Source organism: Brooklawnia cerclae (genome assembly GCF_011758645.1).
Classification (GTDB): Bacteria; Actinomycetota; Actinomycetes; order Propionibacteriales; family Propionibacteriaceae; genus Brooklawnia; species Brooklawnia cerclae.
Window position 1 is genome coordinate 188,971 of the sequence record NZ_JAAMOZ010000003.1, and the last position, 21,464, is coordinate 210,434.

Below are 21,464 nucleotides of genomic sequence, written 5' to 3' on the forward strand. Positions count from 1 at the left end.
GCGAAACGCTGCGTCGCGGCGGCGGAGTTTTACCCAGGGTTTACCCGTCGTGCCCACCCGTCGTTCCGCATAGACCACGAGTATGTAACGGTTTGATAACACGTGTAGGTTTTCTAGCCTACGTGTAGCTTTTTACAGGGTGCGTGTATATAGTTGTTCTTGTCAGCGAGACCAAGGCCAATCAAAGAAGGAGTCCTGACATGACCACCAGCGAGATCACCGGAAACGCACAGAGCTTCCTGTTTCCCACCACGTCCGACTCGACGATCCGTGAGGGCATCATCGCCGCCCTGCGTCCGTACGCCGATGACTACGACCTTGACGCGATCGAGGAGGAGTTCGCGGCCGCGATCCAGGAGATCCTTCCCGAGGGATTCACGCTCAACGGGCAGTTCATTTTCGGGCCGACCGGCGCCGATGTCGACTGGGACGCGGTGCGTGAAGCCGCCGGGGAGATCGACCTGTACGGCATCGCGGCACGCCACGAGATCGAGACCGTCACGGCCCTGCTCGACGAGCTCAACGCCTACACCGGCGACGACGTCTGGGGAGACGTCATCCTCGGCCGGGACGGATACGACGACGACACCACCACACTGCTCGACCCCAGCGGCCGCTCTGATGTCGCAGTGGTCGACGGGCACGTGCTCCGCTGGATCGAGGAGGATCACGAGTGGATCGACCGGGGCGGGCTGCGGATCGCCGAGGTGGCCGACGCCTACGCCGCCCGGCTGCCCGAGGGCTACCGGGCCCATGCGATCGACAACGGCCAGGTCGGGGCGATCATCAAGGCCGAGCCGTGGGTCGACCAGAACGGCCGCCTCCGGTGGTCGGATTCGGTCGCGGGGTCCACCGACGACCGGGGCGACGTGCAGATCCTGTGGGATCAGGACGGAGACGGGTCGCTGCACGGCCCCGACATCGTGATCGAGACCGTCGACGCCGACGAGCTGCGCGCCGCAGCCGAGGCTCTGGTCGACGGCCCGAGCGTCGTCGACCAATACCGGGCCAAGGCCGAGGCCAGGGTCGCCGCGATCGCCGAGTTGGTCCGCGCCGAGATCGCGGCCGGTGACTACTCGAATGTGGGCCGCGAGGACCAGTTCGACGAGTTGGACGTGCAGGTGCTGGAGTCCGATCCGATCGGGAGCGTGTGGATCGGGCAGACCGTGCCGTCGGCGATCGTCGACCCCTCCTGGGACTGGGTCGAGGAGACCATCCGGCTCACGCCGGAGGCCGCCGAGGCGCTGCACGCCCACCTGTCCGCCGACGAGGACTGAGATACCACAGCGGCCCCCGCCACGAGAGCGGGGGCCGCGCCGGGTGACCAAGGCCAATTGGAGCCCGGGACCCACACACTACCCCGAGAGGACACGATCATGACCGACAAGACCGAACCCCTGACCGACGCCGACGTGGCGCACGTGCGCCTGTCCGACGACCTGCGATCCTGGCTGCTGCATCGCGCCGAACTGCACGCTGCGCCGCCGCGCTACGCCACCCGCGTGCGCACCGAGCTGGTGCTGTGGCGGGCCGTGCTGGCCGCCGAGCTGGCACGCGTCCGCCTGACCCTGCCGGAGATCGGCCTGATCGCCGACGTCTGCAACGGCACCATGGCCGACGACGCGATCGGCACGACCATCGGCACGGTCGCCACCCAGATCATCGACGCCACCTACACCGACCCCGGCATCTGGGGCACCAAATGGGACGTCGACGAATCCGGGCTGCGGGACAAGCTCGCCGCGCTCGGCCCGGCCGCCGACATCGCCCTGGCCGATGCTGTCGCGGACTGGTGGGAGCGCGGCCTCGACCACACGGTGGAGGGATGGGCCAACGTCGGGCTGCGGGTCACCGAGGGCTGAGCGATGGCAGGCAGGAGTACGCAGCAGTGGTCGGCACGCTCGGTGCCGGCGCTGCGCCGCGAGCTGGTCCAGGCGTATCAGGACCGCGCCGACCGGATCCGCCACCTGATCCCCAGGGGCGGCGCTGTCGCCCCGCATCTGGTGCCGGGCGGATGGGACGCGGTCGAGCGTGACGAGCAGTCAGTGTTCGAGCTGCGCGGGATCGACCTGTTCTGGGTGACCGGCGACATGGGCAGGCTGGCCTTGGACGCGTCGCTGGACGTGCCCGAGTTCGATCCGGCCGAGATCCCCGTCCAGGCTGGGCTGATCGTGTTCCAGGACCCGATGCCGGCGTTGCAGACCCAGCCGCTGGCCGTCTGGGAGGGCAAGCAGGTGGTCGACTGGCAGGGCGACGCCCGCGTGTGGGCGCTGTCGTGGCATCCCCGCGCCGGCGGTCTGGCGGTGACCGCCTACACCCGCCTGCACGAGCTCCCCGGCCCGCTGCTGCCCGGCACCGACCTCCAGCCCGTGCTGTTCCTCGTCGCGACCAGGCGTGCCGTGTTCAGCGACTACAGCGAGCTGCGGACCGATCAGGGCACACCCGTCGACACCCGTGCACTCGGGGTGTTCGCACTGCTGGCGTCGGCGACGGTCATGATGATGACCCCGACCCTGGCCGAGCGCCGCACCCTGGACGCCCGGAGCGGCAGGGCGCCACACCCGGAACGCACACGGCCGAGCGACCTGGTCTCGACGATCGACCTGCGCCCGCTGCGCCACGTCCACACTCCTGACGACCAGGCCGGTGCGGGCCGCGAGTACACCCACCGGTGGATCGTGCGGGGACACTGGACCCACCAGCCCTACGGCCCAGGAAACTCGCTGCGGAAACTCCTCTACCGTGAGCCGTATATCAAGGGACCCGAGGACGGCCCGCTGATCCTCAGCGAGAAAGTGATGGTGTGGAGACGGTGAGCAAGATCCGGAAAACCCCTCCCGGAGACGAGATCCAGGCCCGCGTCGACGCCGGGGAGACTCTCACCGCGATCGCGGCCAGCGTCGGAGTCCGAATGTCGGTGGTGTCGCATGCCCTGTCGGCGTGGCGGGAGAGCCAGGGTCTGCCGCCACACACTCCCGGCAAACCGCGTGACGACCAGCGGTGGCGGGAGATGCTCGCCGCGACGCTCGCCTGGCACGAGCGGACCGGATGGTGGCCGCGCAACGTGGCGCCCGATCCAGAAGAGCGGCCGATCGGCACATGGCTGACACGCCAGCGCGCCGAGTGGGCGCACGGCACCATGCCGGAGGTGCGCCGCGACGAGATCGCCGCCGCCGGCGTCCAGATGCGTCCGGGCATACGGAACGGCCGCGCCACGAAGGGCAGCCGCCCCACAGCCGGGGACGCCGTCCGCACGGTCGCCATCGCGATGTCGCCGGCGAGGCTCGCCGAGATCGACGCGGCCGCCATGCTGGCCGGTCTGAGCCGGGTGGCATGGCTGAGCCGCGCCATCGATCAGGCCCTCGACGTCGAGCCACCCCCTCCTGACCGGGCACCCGCCAGGAGGAAGCGACGGCTGAATGTCGTCGCATTCGTCGACGACGCCACGATGGATGGCCTGACGGCAGCCGCCGGAGAACCGGGCATGTCGATGAGCGCAGTCGTCCGAGAGGCATGCCAGGCGGCCATCGACGCGGGCGAAGTGTTCGCCGACCACCTGGCGCACAGAGGGATGCGTGGCGCTGCCTCGATCTTCACCCCGGAGCTGCTGGCGGCCGTGGACGCCGCTGCCCTCGACGCGGGCATGAATCGCTCGACGTGGATGCGGTGCGCGTGTGTCCGGTGGCTGGAAGCCAGAGGCAGGGCATGACCCTTCCCACATTCGAACGCGCGTTCTATTCTCGTCGCATGCCTGACGAGTACCTCCGCCCGCCCCTGAACGCTGTCCGCCCGCCGGCGGGCATGCATCGTGGCCACGAGGGCACCTACGCCTCCGAGCTCGTCTTGGCCCGGCTGGTGTGGCGTGACTGCGTCGAGGTGGTGCCCGCACGCCTGTCATGGATCTGCGACGACCGGATCAGAGTCGAGTGGACCGACCACGGCAGGACGCGGAGGACGTGGCTGCCGTTCGCCGACGTGCGGCGCAAAATGCGGTGGCGGGAAGGCCAAGGTGGCCCCGTCTGAGCCTTGACACCCCACCCTATCTGTAGTAGATTTATTACATCGGGACGGCATGAAGGCCAAGCCCGGAAGCCCACGGAAGGGGCTCACATCATGAGCAGCATCGCTGATTACGCGGAAGACCAGATGGACCGAGAGCTTGCCCGGCTCGACAGGCTGAGCGACAAGCAGAAGGCTCGCGAGCTGGTCGACATGGCGTTCTCCCGCCGCACGCCGAAGGTCGCCCGGACCTGCGCCGCGATGACCGCGCTCGACCGCTTCAGCGAGCACCTGAGCGTCCGTCAGGCGGAGGTCCTCACCAAGATCGCTGGCCGCTGATGAACGGGGTGGAGCTGGCCGCAAGAAGGATCGCGCTCGGGTTGACGTCTCAAGGGAGGCTCGCCGACGTGCTCGGCGTCTCCCAGCCTGCGGTGTCGGCGTGGGAGAAGGGAACTCGGGGCATCCCGGAGGGGATCGACGGCGAGATCGAGCAGCTGGAGGAGGCCCGCGACATGATCACAGAGCGGATGCTCTACGCGCTGGAGCTTGACCCCGGCGCGCCGCTGATCGTGCATCTGTCGGATGAGACGTGGTGGGCAGCACATCCGGAGTGTGACGGGATCCCGCACGAAGTGCAGATGATCGCGGCAGCGCTGGCCGTGTGCGAGGCCGATCCGCGCCCGCCGATCGTCGGCGTCGAGGCTCTCGCCACCGTGTGGCGTGCCCCGTCCGCCGGCGAGATCCGCGCCTATCCGGGCGGTCCGCTGACCGACCTGGTCGCCGTCCGCGAGCACGGGACGCGGCTGGCACTGTGCTGGATGGAGTGGCGCGACGGAGAGCCGATCGTGACACTCGGCGTCACAAACCGGGGCGGCCGGGTGACGGCGACCACCGAGTCCACCGAGTCGTGGCCGGAGGCTGAGACGCTGGTGCCGCGTCAGGAATGGCCGGTCGAGATCCGGCGGCGCGGAGCGGATGGTGCGGCTCCGGAGCTGCGCCGCCTGCTCGACAAGGCGGCCGAGGAGCGGTCCGGCTAACCCCCGCAGACGCCGATAGCGGCCCTCCACCGTGCTGGTGGAGGGCCGCAGAGGCTCACAGTGGCCGTGGCCACACGATGGGTCCCGGGGTGGGGGCGGCGGGGGTGAGGTCGGGGATGATGAGGCAGCCACACAGGTCGAGGGTGTCGCCCACCTCGACCGGCGCCCCTCCGACCGAGCTGGCGATGTAGCAGGTGACCGTCGTGGTCGTGACCGTGGTCAGCAGCGCGGCGAAGATCCTGCCGACCGGCGTCCAGACGCCTGCTGGCAGGTCGGTGCCGGTGTCAGCGGGACGGCCTGTGGTCCGCTCGGGTGTGACCATGACCCGTGTGGTGCGGGAGGATCGGGCGAGGATCGACACCGCACCCGGCATGCCCTGCGGCCACGGAATGTTTTGCACGAAGAGCCCGCACGTGGCGCCCGCGGCCGGTGCGGTGGTCCAGGTGATGCGCCGTGTCTCGGCCGCGCTGTATCCGGCTGGGCGGTCCGCGACCGGCGCGTTGGTCGACGCGCCACCGGTGCCAGACAAGTAGCCGAAGCCTCTGCCGTAGGCGGGATTCGCACGTGGCTGCCATCTGGCATCCAGGTGTGCGGCCCTCACCGGACCGCTCCCGTCAGGCGATGATCGCAGCCCGCAGCCCGGCGACCTCCATCGTGGGCCCGCCGACCGACCCGACGACCCGGAACGTCCACCAGGTGTCTGCGGTGGGCGTGGCCACACCCACCAGATGCACCCAGCCCGTGCCCGAGATCGTGCGGGCGACGGCGTTCGCCGCGCCCGCCCGGGTGGCCAGCGTGAGGTAGACGGTCCGGGTCTCGGCCGACACGAGCCGGGCCCACGCCTCGGCGCGGACGCGTGCCGGAGGCTGACTGGTCCGCAGCGGCAGACTGATCGCCCGTGTGGCCAGCGGCGTGTAGGTGTCGGACGGGGCCAGCGTGATCCCCCCACCATGCTCGGTGCTGATCAGCAGCGACGGGTCGAGCAGAGGCCCCGTCCCCAGTTGTCCGGCCACCCACCCATCCGGTGAGGTGAGCAGTCCGGCCGCACCGAGCAGGTCGAGTCCCCACACCCCGCCGACATTGATCAGCCTGCGGTCCAGCGCTGCGGCCCTCATGCCGCCAGCTCCAGGACGGGCAGAGACGCGCTACGAGAGAGAGAGAGAGAGAGCTTGCCTCGTCCTGCCAGCGAGCCATCATCCACTGCGAGACCATGAGGACCTCCCGATCCGTGAGCACACGCGGCCACACCGCAGCCGCCACCGTCTGCGACAGGCGCGCACCCGTCCTGTCCTGGCCGACGAAGATCCTCTGCACACCCGCCGTGCTCAGCCGCCAGCCATCGGCCGACGCCTGCCAGCGTGGCAGGCCATCCACCAGCAGACCGAGCGGCTGAGCAGTGCTCACGCGGGCGGTCAGCACCCGGCGTCCAGCCGCCACACTCGACACCGTCGCTGACACACCCGTGCCGCCACCCTGCGAGAGGACCAGCCGAGACGACTGGGATGCGCCCGTCCACGATATGAACACCCGATCGGCCGCGGCAGGATTCGTGTCGAGCAGCACGACCTCACTGGACACCTGCGCGTCGAGGTCGGCGACGACGACAGCCGTCACCGCCTGCCCCCACAGCGCAGACTCCTGCGACCCCCGCCCCTCGATCTGCCAGGCAGGCGGCCCAGCGATCGCCTCCAGACGACGATCCGTGAGCGCGGCCCTCATCAGACAGCCCACCCGGACGGCACCGCGCCAGCCTGACCAGACACGAGCACCCACCAGCGGACGCCGTCCCATTCCAGCATCCACTTGTCGATCGCGCCCGCAGCCGACGAGAGCACCGGCGCAGCCGACGCTCCATAGGAGACCATCGCTCCCTGCACCGTCAGCGTGCGGCCACCCGTGCCGTCCTGCGTCGCGTTGACCTCGACGGTGAATGCGGGCGTCCCGGCCGCGAGTGTCGGCAGCGTCAGGACGACATTGCCGGTCAGCGTGGCATGCAGCACACACCCAGTCCGCGCGGCACCAGTCACCGCATCCAGGGCCACCGGCCCCGACCACGACAGGCCCGTGATCACCGTTCCATCAGGGCCAGGAGGGCCGATCGGGCCCTGCTCGCCGCGTACTACCGGCGACGTGGGTGACGCGGCGGCCAGGGACAGGCAGTCCAGCAGGTCGACCGTGCCACCCTCGACCGGGCATGTCAGGACACCCGACAGAGTCAGGGCGGGCAGCTCGGCGGTGGCTGGCAGGGTGATGCGGATGCGGTACTGGGTGGCGTCGGTGTCCACGTCGGGGTCGGCGAGGTTGAGCACGTGGGCGCTGAATGGCCAGTCGTCGCCGTCGGGGCCGACGAGCCACGAGACGGGCTCGGGGACATACCCGATGCCGCCGTAGCGGATGACGGTCCCGGCCGCCACCAGCGGGGTGATGAGGATGGTGGCGGTCCGGGAGACGGCTGTGGGCTCGGTGCCCTCCGGCACCCCGCCGAGCACGGATGCGAGTCCGGCGAGCGTGACCGTGAGCGAGGGCCCCATCGGCTCCGGCAGGGTGGTCATGGGCTACTCCTGGATGGTGGCGTCCACGGCGATGGGCGCGTTGACGACGGCCACGAATGCCTGGGCGGCAGTGAAGATCGCCGATATGACGGCGAGGACTCCGGCCACCTGCGCGTCAGATGCGATCGAGAATGCGACCAGTGCGACACCGACGCCACCAGCCAGGGTGTAGAGGGTGGCACGCAGCTGGGTGGCGAGCCAGGTGGCCTTCTGGGTGGCGTCGAGGTTGGCCAGCGCCAGGAGAGCGACCGCCGTGGACAGGATGCCTGCGGCGAGGTTGGTGACCGCGTCGCCCTGGGGGCTGGTGATCAGGCCGAGGCCCTGGAGAGCGACCACGATCGTGGCGACGGCGGCCTGGATCGCCTGACGGCGGGCGGCGGTCAGCCATGCGGAGATGCGGGAGATCATGACTGTGCCTCCTGTGTGGTGCTGAGGGTGACGGTCGCCGAGTCGATCTCGGCGTCGATCGCATCGGACACGGCCTTGGTGACGGCCGCGACGATGGTGTCGGTGTCGACGGTTCCGCCGCCGACCTGCTTGAGGGCCTCCTCCAGCCCGGCAATCCGGGCCTGGAAGCCGTTGATGAGATCCCGGATCGAGTTGAGGTTGGCGTCCAGCCAGGCCACGGTCTGGTGCAAATTGGTGGTGCCAGTCGGCCCGCCCGCCCGGTCGAAGCTCCGCTCGAAGACCTCGGTGACGGCGTTGCCGATCGCGTTGAGGATGTACTCGCCGTCGCCGGTGTCGAGGACCCTGTTGGGGCTGCCGTCTGCGCTGTAGCGCTGCACGCCGAGACCCAAGACCCGGTCCCGGGTTTCCTTGATCCACGCCTTCGCTTCTGCGTCCATGTCGTCATCCTCCTGAGTGGTTGTTTGGGTGCCGTCGTAGTAGGCCTGCGCCCGGGCCATGTAGGCGGCGTTCTGTGCCCCGGCGATCGCGCCAGGGCACGAGGTGGAACTGAATTGCGAGTGGGGGAAGACGTTGACTCCCCACGCCGGGCGGCCCAGCCCGTAGTGGTGGCACAGTGCGGCCACCAGATGCGCGCCGTTGTCGAGGGTGGCCTCCGAGATCGTCCAGCCCGGCGCCAGCGTCGCGTTGGCGTGCTCGATCCCGATCGACGTCAGGTTGGTCTCCCAGTCCCCGGAGTGCCAGGCGGTGTCGGAGTCGTTGACGAGCTGCCCGACACGGCCGGAGGTCTCGACCTGATAGTGCGCGGACGCCTCGCGGGTCTGCCACACGTCGTAGCACTGGTCGACGGTCAGGGTGCCAGCGTTGTGGTGCAGCACGATCTTGCTGATGCTGCGGCCCTCGCGGCCCGCGCTGTAGTGGACGCCGATGATCTTGTCGACGTCGGCGATGAGATTGTCCCAGTCTTTCACTGCGTGCCCCCTGTGAGTCGGTGTTTCAGGTCGTCGACGTCGGCGCGGAGCTCGACGTGGACACGGTCGGCGGACTGCCGCAGGTCAGAGATCTCGCCGCGCGTGCGTTCCTCCGATGACCGGACAGCCCTCATGAGGTCGTCGTAGGCGGACGTCCCGTGGTTCGGCTTGGAGTGGAAGGCTGCGTCGTCGGCTGCGGTCCGGGCTTCCACGGCGATGCCTTTGACCTCGTCAAGGTCGGTGCGCAGGGTGGAAAGCTGCTCCATCACGCCGGGCCGCCGTTCCACCCCGGGCCGCTCGTCCTGGCCGTTCCAGTCGTCGAGGAAATGCCGGATCGCCCGGCCGATCGGCCGTAGCCAGCGGAGTCCTGCCACAACGCCTCCTATCGCGATCAGCATGCCGATCACGTCGGTGACGGTGATCGCATCCCCTACCTGCGCCAGATCCATGGAGTCTCCTCATGCGATCCACGTGAAGCTCAGTCCGAGCTTCCATCCGCTGCTGATGCTGTCGGTGACGGTGCGCCCCGAGCACCATATGGTTCCGTTCGCCGTGTCGATCGATGCTCCACCATGGACGGGGTTCGCTCCCTGGCCCTTGTAGGAGCCGGTGAACTCACCCAATGCCGCGTTTGGGATGTAGGCGGAAGCCAGGGTCCCGACGAGGTTCCCGACGTTCGCCGTGAACGTCACGGCCGAGGTGGCGGTCAGGACGATGTTGAGGTGGTGCACGCCAGCCACGGCCGAGTAACGCTCCTGGGTGACCTGCCACCCCGATTGCGCTGTCAGGATGCCACTCGTGACCACTTCCGGTGTCGCGGTGATCCCGGGTGCGACCAGGTCGATACGGGTGTCGCCTGCGATAGTGACAACGCCGTCCTTGTTGGCGGCGACAGAGGCGAGGACCTCGTTGGCTTCCGTGTTGACTGAGACAAGGTTGGCCTCATCGGCGGACACGTTGACGCGCTGCAACGGCTCGGATGTTGAGGCCCGTCCGGATTCCAGCGCAATTCCGGAGATCCCGGAATCAGGTATCTGGATGCGGCCTTGGAGCTCGCTATCCGCGTTGTACCACTGGATGCCAGGGAAGCCATCCACGGTGGCGATCTGGCAGACGGTTCCTTCGTTCGGCGTCAGTAGTTCGACCTCGTCGAGATACATGTCTCTGCTGCCGGTGTAACTACCTGGAATGTAGGTGTTCACCCCAATCTGCAAGAAGTCAATCGGGGTGAATGTCGTGGCCGGGATCTCGACTTCAACTTGCTGCCAGCCGGACGGCCCAGGGTTGCCAGAACTTCCCATGAAGACGATTCGACTGCCATATATTGACGATCCGCCCACAGCGGCAGAGAACGAGTACGAGACGATTGTGTAGGCCATCTCCGTGGCCAGTAGGGTGCTGGGAACATACAGCCAGAACCGGAGGCGGATACGGCGGCCTTGGGCGATGAACGGGTAGGCCGTAGCAGCGATCCTGATAGAGGCCAACGCGTTCGTGGTGCTCTGCCCGAGTTCCAGCGAGTAGCTGCCCGCGTGTTTCTGGGCGGACGATTGGGTCGGTGCCGGTGCCCAGTTATTCCAGGCACCGATTCCCGACTCGAACCCCTCGCTGTATCCGGTGGTCCACTCGTTGAGTTGGGGAAACCGGAGAATGCCGCCTGTGAACGTGCCGCCGACTGCTGTGAGTTGGCCGTTGGGGAGGATCGCGACAGAGATCGCGCCGCCGGAGGCCCCGGCGGTAAGCCCAGATCCGGACAGCCTGAGTTGCCCAGATTCGTCGATAGCAGTGATTCCGCTGTCGTCGATCAGGACGCCGGTACCCGAATCGTAGCCCGAGGTTTTGAAGATTTGCCCGGTGAGGATGGCGGCGACAAGGCTGACAACGTCGATCTCGGCGGCAGATAGTGTGCGCACAAGAATCTTCTGCAACAACGCCTCGGACGCCACAACAGTGCCAGCCGTGACCGTGTTGTCCTTCAACCGGATCGTGCCGCCCTCACCTGCGACCATGATGTCTTCAGCGATGATCACATACGGCGACCACGAACCGGTACCGGCGGCCGTGCTGTAGCGCATGCCGATGATGTTGCCGTCCGCGTTCACGGGGAACCATACGTCCCCGGCCTTCGTGGCGCTGGGGGCATCGACCTGGACGAATACCCGCGCGTTCGCCAGCGAGGTGTTGATGTTGGTGGCGATGGTGGATGCCGCCGTGCCACCCAACGATGCCGTGTCAGACGCCGAGAGCATCCGCCAGTAGGTGCCGTCGTAGGCGAACTGGACGGCCTGATTTGCCGCCCAGTTGTAGGGAGAACCTGCAGCCAGGGCCGAGTTCGCCGGCGTGCGAATCGCCTTCGCCCCGGTGCTGTTGACGTTCAGGGTGGCGCTTGCAGCCGTGTTCGCGTTGCTGAACAACACGCTGATCGTGGCGCCGGCGAACAGGGCGAAATTGGCCAGGGTGACGACTTTCGCTGCCGTTGCTGCCGCAGTCGCGCATGTGCCGTACTGGGCGGTTGCCCTGCTTGAAGCCGCTGCGGCGGCGCTGAGGGCGTTGGTGGCATCCTGCTGGGCATCGCTAACCTGGGCTGCGACGTCGGCGGCCACCTCGATGCTGATCGGAGCCGACGCAGGAGACGTGTTCGGGGCGGGGCTGCCGTCCCGGGCGTGGGCGTCGTCGGTGGCTGTCGCGGTCACCTGGACAGTGTCGCCAGGGGTGAGGCCGGTGACGGTCAGGCTCCCAGCCTTGACCAGACGGCCCCGCTCGATGCCGTCGACCAGGATCGTGACGTGGGAGAAGTCCGGTGGGACCCCGCCGTCGATGCTGCCGTCCCACCTCGCGTAGACCATGCCGTCGCGTGAGGTGACGGTGATCCCGGTCGGGACTCCGGGCGCTGTGGTGTCGCCGACCCATTGGGCGACGCCGGAGTCCCCAGCCGCCTTCCCGATGACCGTCGCCGTCCCGTCGGCGTTCGGGATCGAGATCGACCCGGCCTTGGCGGTCTGCTGCCTGCGGGCGGTCCGCAGCGCGGCTGCGGCCGTGCGGATGGCGATGGCGCGCGGATCGGGGATCAGCCGGTAGTGGTCGGCCACAGGAGGCCTCCTGTCAGTAGATCGGATCGTCGGTGGCGTCGAAGATCAGCGACACCCGCGATGTCTGGTCGCCGGACATCTCCATCAGCCGCATCGGATACACGCCGTCGGGCAGGCTCGGGAAACCGTCGATGGCGAGCTCGAACACCTCGCCAGGCCAGAACTCGCCCGGCTGCGGCGCGTGCTCGTCGGAGCAGTCCAGCGTCCCCGACAGCTGGATCAGCGGCCGCGAGTTGGCGGCCAGAACCGCGTCGGTGTCCCGGGTCAGCAGGTCGGTGCGGTCCTGGTCGGAGTCGGCGTAGGACGCCTCACGCAGCGGCCACGGATCACGCAGACGCGCCAGGGTGAGGTCCTCCGACAGGTGCGTGATCTGTGCCGCGTCGGTGCCCGACCCGGAGCCGTAGACCCGCATCACCGGGGACGCGTGATCGATGGTCACGCTCTGGAGGTCGCCGCCGCCCGGGAAGAGCCGCAGCGAGTGCACCGCGGTCTGGCCGAGGAACACATCGGCGTCCGACCCGGCCACAAACGCGAGCCGCACGTGCTGCGAGTCGGCCATGTACGGCCTCCACTGCATGTCCGGGCCGCCGCTGGTAGCCGCGATCTTCTCCAGGATCGACTTGCCCGACAGGTTCGCCACGTTGAACGCCTCGTAGGTGCGTTCGTGGTCGCCTGCCTCGCCGCGGTAGGTCCAGTCTACCGGCAGGACACCGGCCGGTTTGGCGGCCGTGCACTGCCAGCCGACCTCGGAGGCGATTCCGCGCAGCGACAGTCCGGACAAGTAGATCTGGTCCGGGGACGTGGCGTTCGCCCCGGCGCCGTAGACGCCCTCCCGGACCATGTAGCGGTCGTCGAGGATCGTCAGCACCGAGTCGAGGTCGAAGGTCGTGTCCAGCCACGAGTCGCGGCGCGGGCCGATCATCCCCCACAGGATCGGCACCCCGGCCGTCCCATCGCCGAGATCCCGGCACAGCGTGATCGCCCGGCGACCCGACAGCGCAGACGACCTCGCCTGCGGCGTGCCACCCGGAACCGCCGTCCACGGCACCGTCAGCGACGACACCGTGTCCGCGCCGACGTTCTTGTCCCTGGTCGTCGACATGGACGAGTCGGAGACGCTCACCGACCACGAGAAGTTCGGGATGTCGATCGGGCTCGCGAGCAGGCCCGTCATCGCATCCCCGAGGTAGGGCTGCCACCTCACTGCGCCACGCCCTGATCCCACACCCGGAACACGCGTCCGATGTACTGGGTGAGCGACTGGCCCTCAACGCTCCGCGCAGAGTAGTGGAAGACGGGTGCCGAGCCCCACGAGTTCGCCGACCGGATCTGCGCCGTGTGCTGACCTGCGGCCAGCGCCGTCGTGAACTCGTGCCGCTTGGTCTGCCACACGTTATCGAGCGAAAACTCGTTCCCCGAGCCCGCGAGATCGACGCCATCCACCCGGAAGTCGACAAACCAGCCGCCACGAGCCGACTCGCCGCCGTTCGCCGAGATGCACCCGGAGAACTCGAACCGGACAAGCCGATCGGTCGGCAGATAGAAGGAGATCGGCTGCTCGATGTAGAAGTGCCATGGCGTGCCGTCGCCGGTGCCGTCCATGGTCTGCACGTCCTCGCCGAGCAGTCCGAGCGACGATCCGTAGGGGATCGCGTAGTCGTAGGAGTCCAGCGCGACCGCCGAGGTTGTCGCCGTCGCACCGGCAGGCATCCGGAACGATCGCAGCCGCAGCGCACCCGGGACCGACGACAGGCTCGGCGCCACCGGCGAAGCGGCAGCCTGTCCTTGCAGCACACCGAGGGTCACATGATTGTCGGCGTCCCCCTGCGCGATGTCGTGGGCCACCAGATACACCACGTCGATGCGCGGGTTGGACGGGTCGCCAGCCGAGGTCGCCGGGGACTGCCCGCCACCCCAGTAGGCGACCGTCTTCCCGTCGGCTACCGACCGGGAGCACACCGCCACACCAGCCGCGACCGCATACGTCAGATCCGAGCGCCCCGACACCTCAAGGCCGTCCATGATGCCGACGTTCGCGTACTGGGCAGCGATGATCTTGCGGTGCGACAGCGGGTCAAGTCCGTTGCCGTTGCTGTCGGGCTGAACGCCCATGGCCGTTGTCATCGCCTGCTCCTCACATGTAGGTGTCGTGGGTCTCGCATGTCACCCAGCCAGACCCAGCCGATTGCAGCGAGATCCCAACCGATCCGCCCGCCGGAACCACAGGGAATCCGCGCGCTGTCAGATACCGCGACACGTCCAGACCTGCCACACTGGCCGTCCGCGACCGTGCATCCAGCACCAGCGGCACCTCCCCCACCGGCTGGGAGTACGCCAGGGCACCCGACCCGACCTGGAGCAGTACGCCATCAGGGAACGGGCCGGTCACCGTCAGTACCGGATAGGCGGCCGATGTGCCGTTGTTCACCAGCGCCCCCGCATTCTGCGTCGGAGCCGCCAGACCATAACTGAGCGGATACACCAGCCCCGCAGTATCCGGGCCATACGACAAGCCCCCAGACCCGCCAGAGGCAGGCAGGAGCGTCACCCGATGCGCCAGGGTGGACAGGCGCTCAGGACGCGGGCAGACGACCGTCAGGGTGCCGGTCTGCTCGGTGCTGTCCCATGCCGCATCGGTCTGCGGACGCACGTAGCCGGTGACATAGGTGTCGCGGTCGGCATCCATAACTCGCAGCGTCACCGTCTTGTGGGTGAGCTGGGACAGCCTGGCCGACGAGGCCAGTACCGCGGCACGGTTGACTCCGCGCGCCACCCACGACAGGGTGACGGTGCGGGCCGCGTAGTGGATGTTCGACTCGTCCACATCGTGAGCACCGTCGCCGGTCTGGCGTTCGGTCGTGTTCACCCGCAGTTCAGGGGCCGACCACCAGCCCTCCAAGCCGTCCTCGTCGATCCACAGGCCGTCCGAGGAGGGGTCACGGAGCCGCCCGGCCAGCGTGACCGTCTGCCCGCCAGCGGCGAGCGTGGCCCACACGACGGGAGGATCACTCATGATGTGCCCACCATCCTCAGCTCACGCGCCGACGCCCGGAAGAGGACCGGTGCGGCCGTGTAGATGTCGTCCTCGGTGCGGATGACCGTCATCTGGTTGTTCTGGACGATCGGCCTCAGCACCGGCCCGGCGGACGTCGATGGGGCGGACGTCCACACGCGAGGAGGCGCCTGCACAGGTCCGCCGTTGCGGTACTTCGGCATCTCCCCGGTCCGGTTCATGTAGTCGAGCTGGTCGTAGCCGATCCGCTCGGCAGCAGAGGTCCGCAGCACGTACTCGCCGTTGGAGACCCGCGCGAGGATGCTGTCCGACGTGGCTGTGCCCGGACCCCAGACGGCGCCGCCACCTGCGCGCGTCGGCTGTCCGTATCCGGCCGTGGATGTCAAGCCCGCGGCGTTGTAGTAGTCCAGCCGGGCGGTGATCGATGCCGTACGCGGCCGGGCGAGATACTCCAGAGCCGAGGCCGCCGAGCTGTAGGCACCGGCGTCGATGAGCGCCTGGATCTCGGTGCGCTGGGTCGGAGGCAGCTTCTGGATCTTCTCGCGCAGGATGTCGACCTGCTGCTGGGAGTATTCGACTCCCGGGGTGGACACGCCTGTCGTGACCTGCTGCGGGATCAGCTTGTACTGGTCGGCGAGCCTCTCCGCCTCGTCGCGCGACATCCCCATCGACTCGGCCGTCTGGATGAACGAGTCCCGCGCCGACTGGGTCTGCGCGTTGATCGTGTCGGTGGACTCGCCCATCTGGATCTGCGAGTCGCGGACCGCCAAGGCCGCCGATGCGATCCCGTCGAGGGCGTCCCAGTTGGCACGCCCCTGCTCAGTACCCCGGTCGAGGGTCGCCCCGTTCGCCTCGATCGCTGCGGTGGCGTCATCGAGGGCCGCCTGGTAGCCGGACAGGTTGCCGCTCATCTTGAGCGCCTGATTGGCTGCCTCGCTCATCTGGTCGTTGAGGGTGGACAGCGCGTCGGCCTGATCCTCGGCTGAGGCGCCAGCCTCGACATGGGCCACGCCGAGGCTGGCGATGGCGTCAGCGGCGATCACGGAGACGGGCTCGATACCCCCCATCCAGTCGACGAGCTCGCGGTTTGACACCGACATAACTCCGGCCGCCTGCGCAGTGGCCTTCAGCTCGGCGGCGTAGTTCGGGAGGGCCTCGACGATCTCGGCATCCGAGTAGCCCTCGAAGGAGTCTTTGAGATTGGTGAACGCCTTCGCGGCATCATCGGCATCCAAGCCCGTGAGGGCCTGGTCGAGCTTGTCCAGCTCTTCGCGGGCCATCTCGATATTGCCCTTCATGCCCGCAAGGCCCATGATTCCGCCTTCGAGCCACTCGACGAAGCCGCCGCCGTCCTCGCGGACCATACGGAGAGCGGCCGCCATGTCGCGGGTGGCGTACGACGATCCGGACATCGTCTTGGCGAAGGAGTCGTCTAGCGCCGCCCGGTTGGCGGTAGACGCATACGAGCGGAGCTCGACCTCCATCTGGGCCACCGATAGGCGGGAGTCGTCCATGCGCTCCTGGATTTCGCCACCGATCAGCCCGATGACCGCCAGCCCGGCACTGAAGGCTGCTGCGCCCAGCGCCAGCCGCCCCAGCTTGCCCTTGAGGCCATCCGTGGAGACGCCCAGAGCTTCGAGATTGTCCCTGGCGTCGCGGACGGCCGCGACAGTCTTCATGACGCCACCAGCGGCCAGACCCAGCCCGCCGACGGCCCCCACGGTCAACAGGATTGCCTGGGCGACCGCAGGGCTCTGGCCTGCGAAGTTCACGATATCGGTGAGTCCGCCGACGAGCCCCCGCAGCGGCCCCTGCGCGCCCTCTCCGGCGGTGATCATCAGGGTTTCGAGTGAGCCCTTGAACTGCTCGATGTCGCCGGACAGGTTGTCCATGCGGGTCGCGGCGGCCTCGGAGGCGTACCCGGAGTCGTTGACCTGCGAGATCCAGTCCTCGATGCCGTCAGCGCCCTGCTCGTACAGCACGTTTGCGGCACGCACCGCGTCATTGCCGAAGATCATGGCCAGGGCGGCGTCACGCTCGGCCTGGGGGAGCCCGGACAGCTGGGTCTTGAGCTGCCCGGCAAGGTCGGTGATGCCGACGAAGTTGCCCTGGGCGTCGTAGGCGGCGATCCCCAGTTCGGCCATCTTCGTCTTGGCCTGCGACGACGGGTTGGCGAGCTGGAGCAGCATCGACTTGAACGAGGTGCCCGCGTCGGAGCCGATCAGCCCGGCGCTCGCGAACGCGGCCAGGGTGCCGACCGTGTCCTCGATCGATAGCCCGAACTGCGAGGCGACCAGGCCGCCCTGGTTGAGGGCCTGGCTCATGTCGGAGACCTCGCCCTGGGCCTTCCCGGCACCGGCAGCGATCAGGTCGGCGATGTGCGGAACCTGCGACCCGGACAGCCCGAACTGGGTCATCGCGGTCGCAGCGGTCTCGGCGGAGTCGCCGACCGACTGGTTGCCGGACGCCGCGAGGTCCAGGGCGCCCTTCAGCCCGCCGCCGAGGACGTCGGTGGCCGACACGCCCGCCTTGAGGAGCGACTCGACACCGTCGGCCGCCTCGGTCGCAGAGAATGCGGTGTCGGCCCCGGCGGTGATCGCAGCGTCGCGCAGCGCCTCCAGATTGCTGGTGGCATCCGACCCGGTCGCGGCGACCTTCGACATCTGTGCATCGAAGTCTGCGGCGGACTTGGTGGCGGCCACGAACGCGCCAGCGCCGGCGGCACCGAACACGAGCAGCGCGCTGGATGCTGCATCCCACGCCTGCCGTGAGGTGACCTTCTGAGTTGATGTGAAGAGTTTCTCGGTCTGAGAACCGGCGGCGGCGATCTTCGAGATGTAGTCGGCGACGTTGGCTGCCAGGACGACCCGGACAGTCCTTGTGCCACCAGGCATGCCAGCACCTCCCGGGATCGTCTATGGAGTTATGTGGGCGGACCCTCGGCGTCGGTGTAGGTGATCCACCACCGTGCACGGTCGGGGTCGAGACCGTTCTTGCGTGCCGCCTTGTCCGCCTGCCCTTCTGGGCCCTTGCGCCACTCGGCCTGGATCTGGTCGAGGGCGTCGATGGCGGTGCAGGTGACCGTGGCCGCGTGGTAGTCGGTGACGCTGTCGGTCTTATGAACCTCCAGCGGACGCCCGCAGCGGGGACACAGCCGCTCGTTGAGGGCCAGCCAGGCGGTGACGATCGCCTTGTCCACCCAGTCCCACCGGGGATGGGACGGCTCCTCACCGGCCCATTCCCTCGGTGGGATGCCCAGTTGCAGGCAGGCGGTCAGCTCGTGGCGGGCTGCCCAGAGCTCGCCCGGCCGAAAGGGATTGCCGCCGAGGCCCGGTTGAACAAGATCAGCCCGTTGCCGATGTTGTCGAAGTCGCCGGAGCCGATGAAGCCGTCCACAGCCTCGTCCCAGCCGATGCCGAGGTCGTTGCCCTCGGCATCCTCGGCGGCCGCGTAGCAGTGGGTGCGCAGTCGCTCCTTGAGGGCTTCGAGCTTGACGGCGTCACGGAGCTGCGCGGCCGCATCCTTGGCGGCCTCGCCGGCGGCGTCCCACGCCTCCTGGTATTCACTCGGCGTGAGGCGCCGGAACCTCAGCAGCACCGAGTCGGCCAGCGCGGCGTCCTCCGCTGCTGCGAGGGCTTCCTCGGCGGCCGGGATCCTTGCCTCAAGAGCGGCGATCTCCTTGTCGTGGCCCGGGGTGGCCGCCTCGCCGAGGGACCGCCGCTGGGTGGCCTCGGACTTGCCGCGGCGGTCTTTGGCCTCCTCGACGGCGGTGTGCAGGTCCTTGAGCGCCTTCTCGGCGTCCTTGATCGCCTGCCGCAAGTCGTCGTCGAGGCAGATGGGGTAGGTGAAGCGGATGGTGGCATTGTGGGCGAGCGCGCGGGCCCGCAGGTCGGCAACAGACATGTGAGGGTCCTCCAGGTGGATCGAGGGTCCGGGCATGGTGAGGCTCGGCCTGCGGGACCCTCACGAAGCGCAGGCCGAGCCGGTATGTGGTGGTGTCAGGCGGCGGCGATGGTGCCGAACAGCTGGGTGCGCTCGACGACGCTCACCTTGAGGACGATGGCGAACTCGTCGCCGTCGCTGGTCGAGATGTCGCGCAGATCGACAGCCGCGACGATCGCACGGATCGCCACGTACTTCTGCCCGGACGCGACGGCCGCGACGCTGTCGGCGTCCGCCTGGAGACCCGGGCGGATCCAGAACACGAGTTCGGCGTCCAGTTCGAGCAGGTCGAGCACCTCGTTGGTGGCCGCCTGCGGGTCGCCGAGCATGATCGTGAGGTCGCCCATGTTGTAGGTCCGGGTGCCGGGCTTGCTGGATGCGACCTTGTCGCCGATCATCTTGCGGCTCTGGTTCGCCACGTCGGTGGTGGCGGAGAATGCGTCGGTGGCGCCCTGCACCATGACCGAGCTGTTGGCTTCGGCGATCGTCATCGCATCGATGTCGGCGACAGCGGAGGCGATGCCGATCAGCGTGTTCCCGGCGGTCAGCGACGCGGCCGGGCGGTAGTCGTAGAGATTGACGGACATTAGTTGGTCTCCTCCTGCTCGGGCGCCGTGTCCGCTTCGGGCTCGGCATCAGGCTTGGATGGGGCGTAGACGGGCGGCAGCGGACGGCCGGAGCCATCCACGGCAGGTTCGTCGACGACCGCGTAGCGGCCCTTGCTGGCCTCTACGAGGCTCGCCTTGAGGGTGACGGCGTGGCCGGTGGCGGTGTCGCGGACGCGCAGGACAGGGGTTCCGTATGCGGTGGTCTGCAGCTTCGCCTTGACGGCTTTGGTTGCGGGCATGGTTATCGGGCTCCTTGCTGGGTGATGTCGACGGTGACCGTCCACAACTCGCCGTCGGGATCCGTGGTGTCCTTGAGTGGCGAGGAGGCGAACGGCGTGTAGGTGAGGACGCCGCCGATCCGGTGGCCGTCGATGGCGGACATGAGTGCGGCAGCGATCAGGGCCGCGCCGGAGACTGTGTTCTGCACCACGACGGCCTGCCACATCGCCGAGGACTGCCGGGAGCGGCCGGACACCGCGCGGGTGCCAGGCGTGGCAGGAGTGGTCCACAGGGCGACGTAGGGGACGGTGGCGGTCGGCGGCACACCGTCGGAGTACACGGTCAGGCCGGTGACCCCGACAGCCTCGATGGCGGACTGGACTTGTGCGGTGGTGGCGGTCACAGGATGTCGCCTCCCAGCCGGGCCATGGCCTCCACGAAGCCGGGCTCGACGCGGTCGATGGTCCGCACATCGTAGGGGTTCGGCTCCGGGTGATGGCCGGTGCCGTAGGCGACATATCCCGCATACTCGACGGTCGGCCCGATCTCGGCGGTCATGCCGTCCGAGGTGGACGAGAAGTCCAGCGACACCGAGTTCTTGAGGGCGCCGGTGTCCACCGGCACCTCCTCCTTCATGACCGCCTCGGCGTCGTATCCGACCTTCCTGACCACCTGTGTTGCCGCGATCTGGGTGCGTCTCGACGTGGCGCGCAGGTCGGCGGCAAGCTTGCGGATCTCCGAGAAGTCGCTGTCTGCCATCACGACCTCGCAAGGTGGATGCGGCGGCACGTCTCCAAGCCCTGGGACTCGCCGGCGATGACCGCATAGGTGCCGACGTTGCCGGGATCGGCCGACGCGGTGACCCGCAGCCGGTACTCGGTGCGGTCGTCGATGACGACCGTCCACGGCAGCTTCCCGACGACCTGCTTGATGATGATCGCGCGGCCCGCAGAATCGGCCTGGGACGGTTGCAGGGTGCTGGCCTGCACCAGACCCGGGCCGCCGTACACCTTGGTCCAGGTCGGTGTGGCCGTTTTCCATGCGTCGAGCGTGTCGCCGTCGTGGCGCTCCAGCACCACGGTGTCGATCATCAGGGATTCCTGGAGGGTGCGGGCCTCGGCCAGCAGGGCGGCGTCCATCAGCGCCATGGCGTCTCCCAGTCGTGCCACTCGGGAAGATCGCCGTCCCATGTCACATAGCCGTCGCCCGACAGGCTTCCCGCCTTCCGCATGCCGGTGTCGACGGTGATGATGCCGACTCCGCCAGGCTTCGACGACTTCGCCCGGATCGCTGCGGCCATTCCGAAGAAGTCGGCCGCCCGCTTCCGGAAGGTGCTGCCCTCCGAGGTGAACGACAAGATCCCGTCGTGGCCCTGGGCGCGCAGGCCGAGAAGGTCGGCCAGCTCGGCGGCGAGAAGGAACGGGTCGTAGGTGGGTATCCAGCCGTCGTCGTCGGGCATGTAGCCGTTGGAGTCGCGGATCGCGGCGCGGTCTGCGACAAGGCCGGGATCGTCCCCGCCGATCATCGCGGAAATGTCGGCTCCGAGGATGGATTCGGCCTTCTCTGTTGCCTCATACAGGTCCATGGCGCGCTCCCGTCAGGGGTTGAGGGGCCGGGCGATCGGAGGGG

At 68.4% G+C, this 21,464-nt stretch carries 27 protein-coding genes; 8 read left to right on the forward strand and 19 right to left on the reverse strand.

What is annotated here, in order from left to right:
* Nucleotides 1–200: 200 nt before the first annotated feature.
* The 7 genes from FB473_RS15480 to FB473_RS15510 all read left to right on the forward strand — a co-directional run bounded on the left by FB473_RS15480 (nt 201) and on the right by FB473_RS15510 (nt 5,036).
* Nucleotides 201–1,277, forward strand: coding sequence for a hypothetical protein (locus tag FB473_RS15480; protein WP_167170872.1), 1,077 nt, complete (start codon nt 201–203; stop codon nt 1,275–1,277).
* Nucleotides 1,278–1,376: 99 nt separating this feature from the next.
* Complete coding sequence (locus FB473_RS15485; RefSeq protein WP_167170875.1) at nt 1,377–1,862, forward strand: hypothetical protein; 486 nt, start codon at nt 1,377–1,379, stop codon at nt 1,860–1,862.
* A gap of 3 nt (nt 1,863–1,865) precedes the next feature.
* Complete coding sequence (locus FB473_RS18100; RefSeq protein ID WP_167170878.1) at nt 1,866–2,816, forward strand: hypothetical protein; 951 nt, start codon at nt 1,866–1,868, stop codon at nt 2,814–2,816.
* Nucleotides 2,813–3,709, forward strand: coding sequence for a helicase associated domain-containing protein (locus tag FB473_RS15495; RefSeq protein ID WP_167170881.1), 897 nt, complete (start codon nt 2,813–2,815; stop codon nt 3,707–3,709). The genes FB473_RS18100 and FB473_RS15495 overlap by 4 nt, the downstream gene beginning before the upstream one ends.
* Before the next feature lie 38 nt (nt 3,710–3,747).
* Nucleotides 3,748–4,023 carry a hypothetical protein gene (locus tag FB473_RS15500; protein WP_167170884.1) on the forward strand — a complete coding sequence of 92 codons (276 nt, stop codon included), beginning with the start codon at nt 3,748–3,750 and terminating at the stop codon, nt 4,021–4,023.
* A gap of 90 nt (nt 4,024–4,113) precedes the next feature.
* Nucleotides 4,114–4,338, forward strand: coding sequence for a hypothetical protein (locus FB473_RS15505; protein ID WP_167170887.1), 225 nt, complete (start codon nt 4,114–4,116; stop codon nt 4,336–4,338).
* Nucleotides 4,338–5,036: a helix-turn-helix domain-containing protein gene (locus FB473_RS15510; protein WP_167170913.1), complete on the forward strand. Its 699-nt coding sequence runs from the start codon at nt 4,338–4,340 to the stop codon at nt 5,034–5,036. The genes FB473_RS15505 and FB473_RS15510 overlap by 1 nt, the downstream gene beginning before the upstream one ends.
* 55 nt (nt 5,037–5,091) lie before the next feature.
* Here the strand turns inward: FB473_RS15510 and FB473_RS15515 are convergent, their stop codons facing one another.
* The 7 genes from FB473_RS15515 to FB473_RS15545 all read right to left on the reverse strand — a co-directional run bounded on the left by FB473_RS15515 (nt 5,092) and on the right by FB473_RS15545 (nt 11,657).
* The gene (locus tag FB473_RS15515) at nt 5,092–5,637 is read right to left on the reverse strand and encodes a hypothetical protein (protein ID WP_167170916.1); all 546 of its coding nucleotides are present in this window, start codon (nt 5,635–5,637) and stop codon (nt 5,092–5,094) included.
* Nucleotides 5,638–5,650: 13 nt separating this feature from the next.
* On the reverse strand, nt 5,651–6,151 hold the full coding sequence (locus FB473_RS15520; protein ID WP_167166938.1) for a hypothetical protein: 501 nt from the start codon (nt 6,149–6,151) through the stop codon (nt 5,651–5,653).
* 603 nt (nt 6,152–6,754) lie between these two features.
* Nucleotides 6,755–7,588 carry a hypothetical protein gene (locus FB473_RS15525; RefSeq protein ID WP_167170920.1) on the reverse strand — a complete coding sequence of 278 codons (834 nt, stop codon included), beginning with the start codon at nt 7,586–7,588 and terminating at the stop codon, nt 6,755–6,757.
* Nucleotides 7,589–7,591: 3 nt separating this feature from the next.
* Complete coding sequence (locus tag FB473_RS15530) at nt 7,592–7,996, reverse strand: phage holin (RefSeq protein ID WP_167170923.1); 405 nt, start codon at nt 7,994–7,996, stop codon at nt 7,592–7,594.
* On the reverse strand, nt 7,993–8,964 hold the full coding sequence (locus FB473_RS15535) for an N-acetylmuramoyl-L-alanine amidase (RefSeq protein WP_167170926.1): 972 nt from the start codon (nt 8,962–8,964) through the stop codon (nt 7,993–7,995). Before FB473_RS15535 ends, FB473_RS15530 begins: the two co-directional genes overlap by 4 nt.
* Nucleotides 8,961–9,413, reverse strand: coding sequence for a hypothetical protein (locus FB473_RS15540; protein WP_167170930.1), 453 nt, complete (start codon nt 9,411–9,413; stop codon nt 8,961–8,963). Before FB473_RS15540 ends, FB473_RS15535 begins: the two co-directional genes overlap by 4 nt.
* A gap of 9 nt (nt 9,414–9,422) precedes the next feature.
* Entirely contained in the window at nt 9,423–11,657 is a 2,235-nt protein-coding gene (locus tag FB473_RS15545) for a hypothetical protein (protein WP_167170933.1), read from the reverse strand.
* A 151-nt stretch (nt 11,658–11,808) separates the two neighbouring features.
* Here FB473_RS15545 and FB473_RS15550 point away from each other — a divergent pair, with 151 nt between their 5' ends.
* Entirely contained in the window at nt 11,809–12,042 is a 234-nt protein-coding gene (locus FB473_RS15550) for a hypothetical protein (protein ID WP_167170936.1), read from the forward strand.
* A gap of 24 nt (nt 12,043–12,066) precedes the next feature.
* Here FB473_RS15550 and FB473_RS15555 read toward each other — a convergent pair whose 3' ends face one another.
* The 12 genes from FB473_RS15555 to FB473_RS15610 form a co-directional block, all read right to left on the reverse strand.
* Complete coding sequence (locus FB473_RS15555; RefSeq protein ID WP_167170939.1) at nt 12,067–13,257, reverse strand: hypothetical protein; 1,191 nt, start codon at nt 13,255–13,257, stop codon at nt 12,067–12,069.
* Nucleotides 13,254–14,177 carry a hypothetical protein gene (locus tag FB473_RS15560; protein ID WP_167170943.1) on the reverse strand — a complete coding sequence of 308 codons (924 nt, stop codon included), beginning with the start codon at nt 14,175–14,177 and terminating at the stop codon, nt 13,254–13,256. The genes FB473_RS15555 and FB473_RS15560 overlap by 4 nt, the downstream gene beginning before the upstream one ends.
* Nucleotides 14,178–14,187: 10 nt before the next feature.
* On the reverse strand, nt 14,188–15,066 hold the full coding sequence (locus FB473_RS15565; protein ID WP_167170946.1) for a hypothetical protein: 879 nt from the start codon (nt 15,064–15,066) through the stop codon (nt 14,188–14,190).
* Nucleotides 15,063–17,960 carry a phage tail tape measure protein gene (locus FB473_RS15570; RefSeq protein WP_167170965.1) on the reverse strand — a complete coding sequence of 966 codons (2,898 nt, stop codon included), beginning with the start codon at nt 17,958–17,960 and terminating at the stop codon, nt 15,063–15,065. The genes FB473_RS15565 and FB473_RS15570 overlap by 4 nt, the downstream gene beginning before the upstream one ends.
* A 29-nt stretch (nt 17,961–17,989) precedes the next feature.
* A complete protein-coding gene (locus tag FB473_RS15575; protein ID WP_167170968.1) occupies nt 17,990–18,265 on the reverse strand; it encodes a hypothetical protein in 276 nt (91 codons plus the stop codon).
* A gap of 74 nt (nt 18,266–18,339) precedes the next feature.
* Nucleotides 18,340–18,969 carry a hypothetical protein gene (locus tag FB473_RS15580; protein WP_167170971.1) on the reverse strand — a complete coding sequence of 210 codons (630 nt, stop codon included), beginning with the start codon at nt 18,967–18,969 and terminating at the stop codon, nt 18,340–18,342.
* A 95-nt stretch (nt 18,970–19,064) separates the two neighbouring features.
* Nucleotides 19,065–19,595 carry a phage tail tube protein gene (locus FB473_RS15585; RefSeq protein WP_167170974.1) on the reverse strand — a complete coding sequence of 177 codons (531 nt, stop codon included), beginning with the start codon at nt 19,593–19,595 and terminating at the stop codon, nt 19,065–19,067.
* Nucleotides 19,595–19,855, reverse strand: coding sequence for a hypothetical protein (locus FB473_RS15590; protein WP_167170977.1), 261 nt, complete (start codon nt 19,853–19,855; stop codon nt 19,595–19,597). Before FB473_RS15590 ends, FB473_RS15585 begins: the two co-directional genes overlap by 1 nt.
* Before the next feature lie 2 nt (nt 19,856–19,857).
* Nucleotides 19,858–20,238 (reverse strand): hypothetical protein, encoded by a 381-nt coding sequence (locus FB473_RS15595; RefSeq protein WP_167170980.1) that lies wholly within the window; start codon nt 20,236–20,238, stop codon nt 19,858–19,860.
* Nucleotides 20,235–20,594, reverse strand: a complete 360-nt coding sequence (locus FB473_RS15600) for an HK97 gp10 family phage protein (protein WP_167171134.1) — start codon at nt 20,592–20,594, stop codon at nt 20,235–20,237. The genes FB473_RS15595 and FB473_RS15600 overlap by 4 nt, the downstream gene beginning before the upstream one ends.
* Nucleotides 20,594–20,983 carry a DUF6093 family protein gene (locus FB473_RS15605; RefSeq protein ID WP_167170983.1) on the reverse strand — a complete coding sequence of 130 codons (390 nt, stop codon included), beginning with the start codon at nt 20,981–20,983 and terminating at the stop codon, nt 20,594–20,596. Before FB473_RS15605 ends, FB473_RS15600 begins: the two co-directional genes overlap by 1 nt.
* Nucleotides 20,974–21,420, reverse strand: coding sequence for a hypothetical protein (locus FB473_RS15610; RefSeq protein WP_167170987.1), 447 nt, complete (start codon nt 21,418–21,420; stop codon nt 20,974–20,976). Before FB473_RS15610 ends, FB473_RS15605 begins: the two co-directional genes overlap by 10 nt.
* Nucleotides 21,421–21,464: the final 44 nt, after the last annotated feature.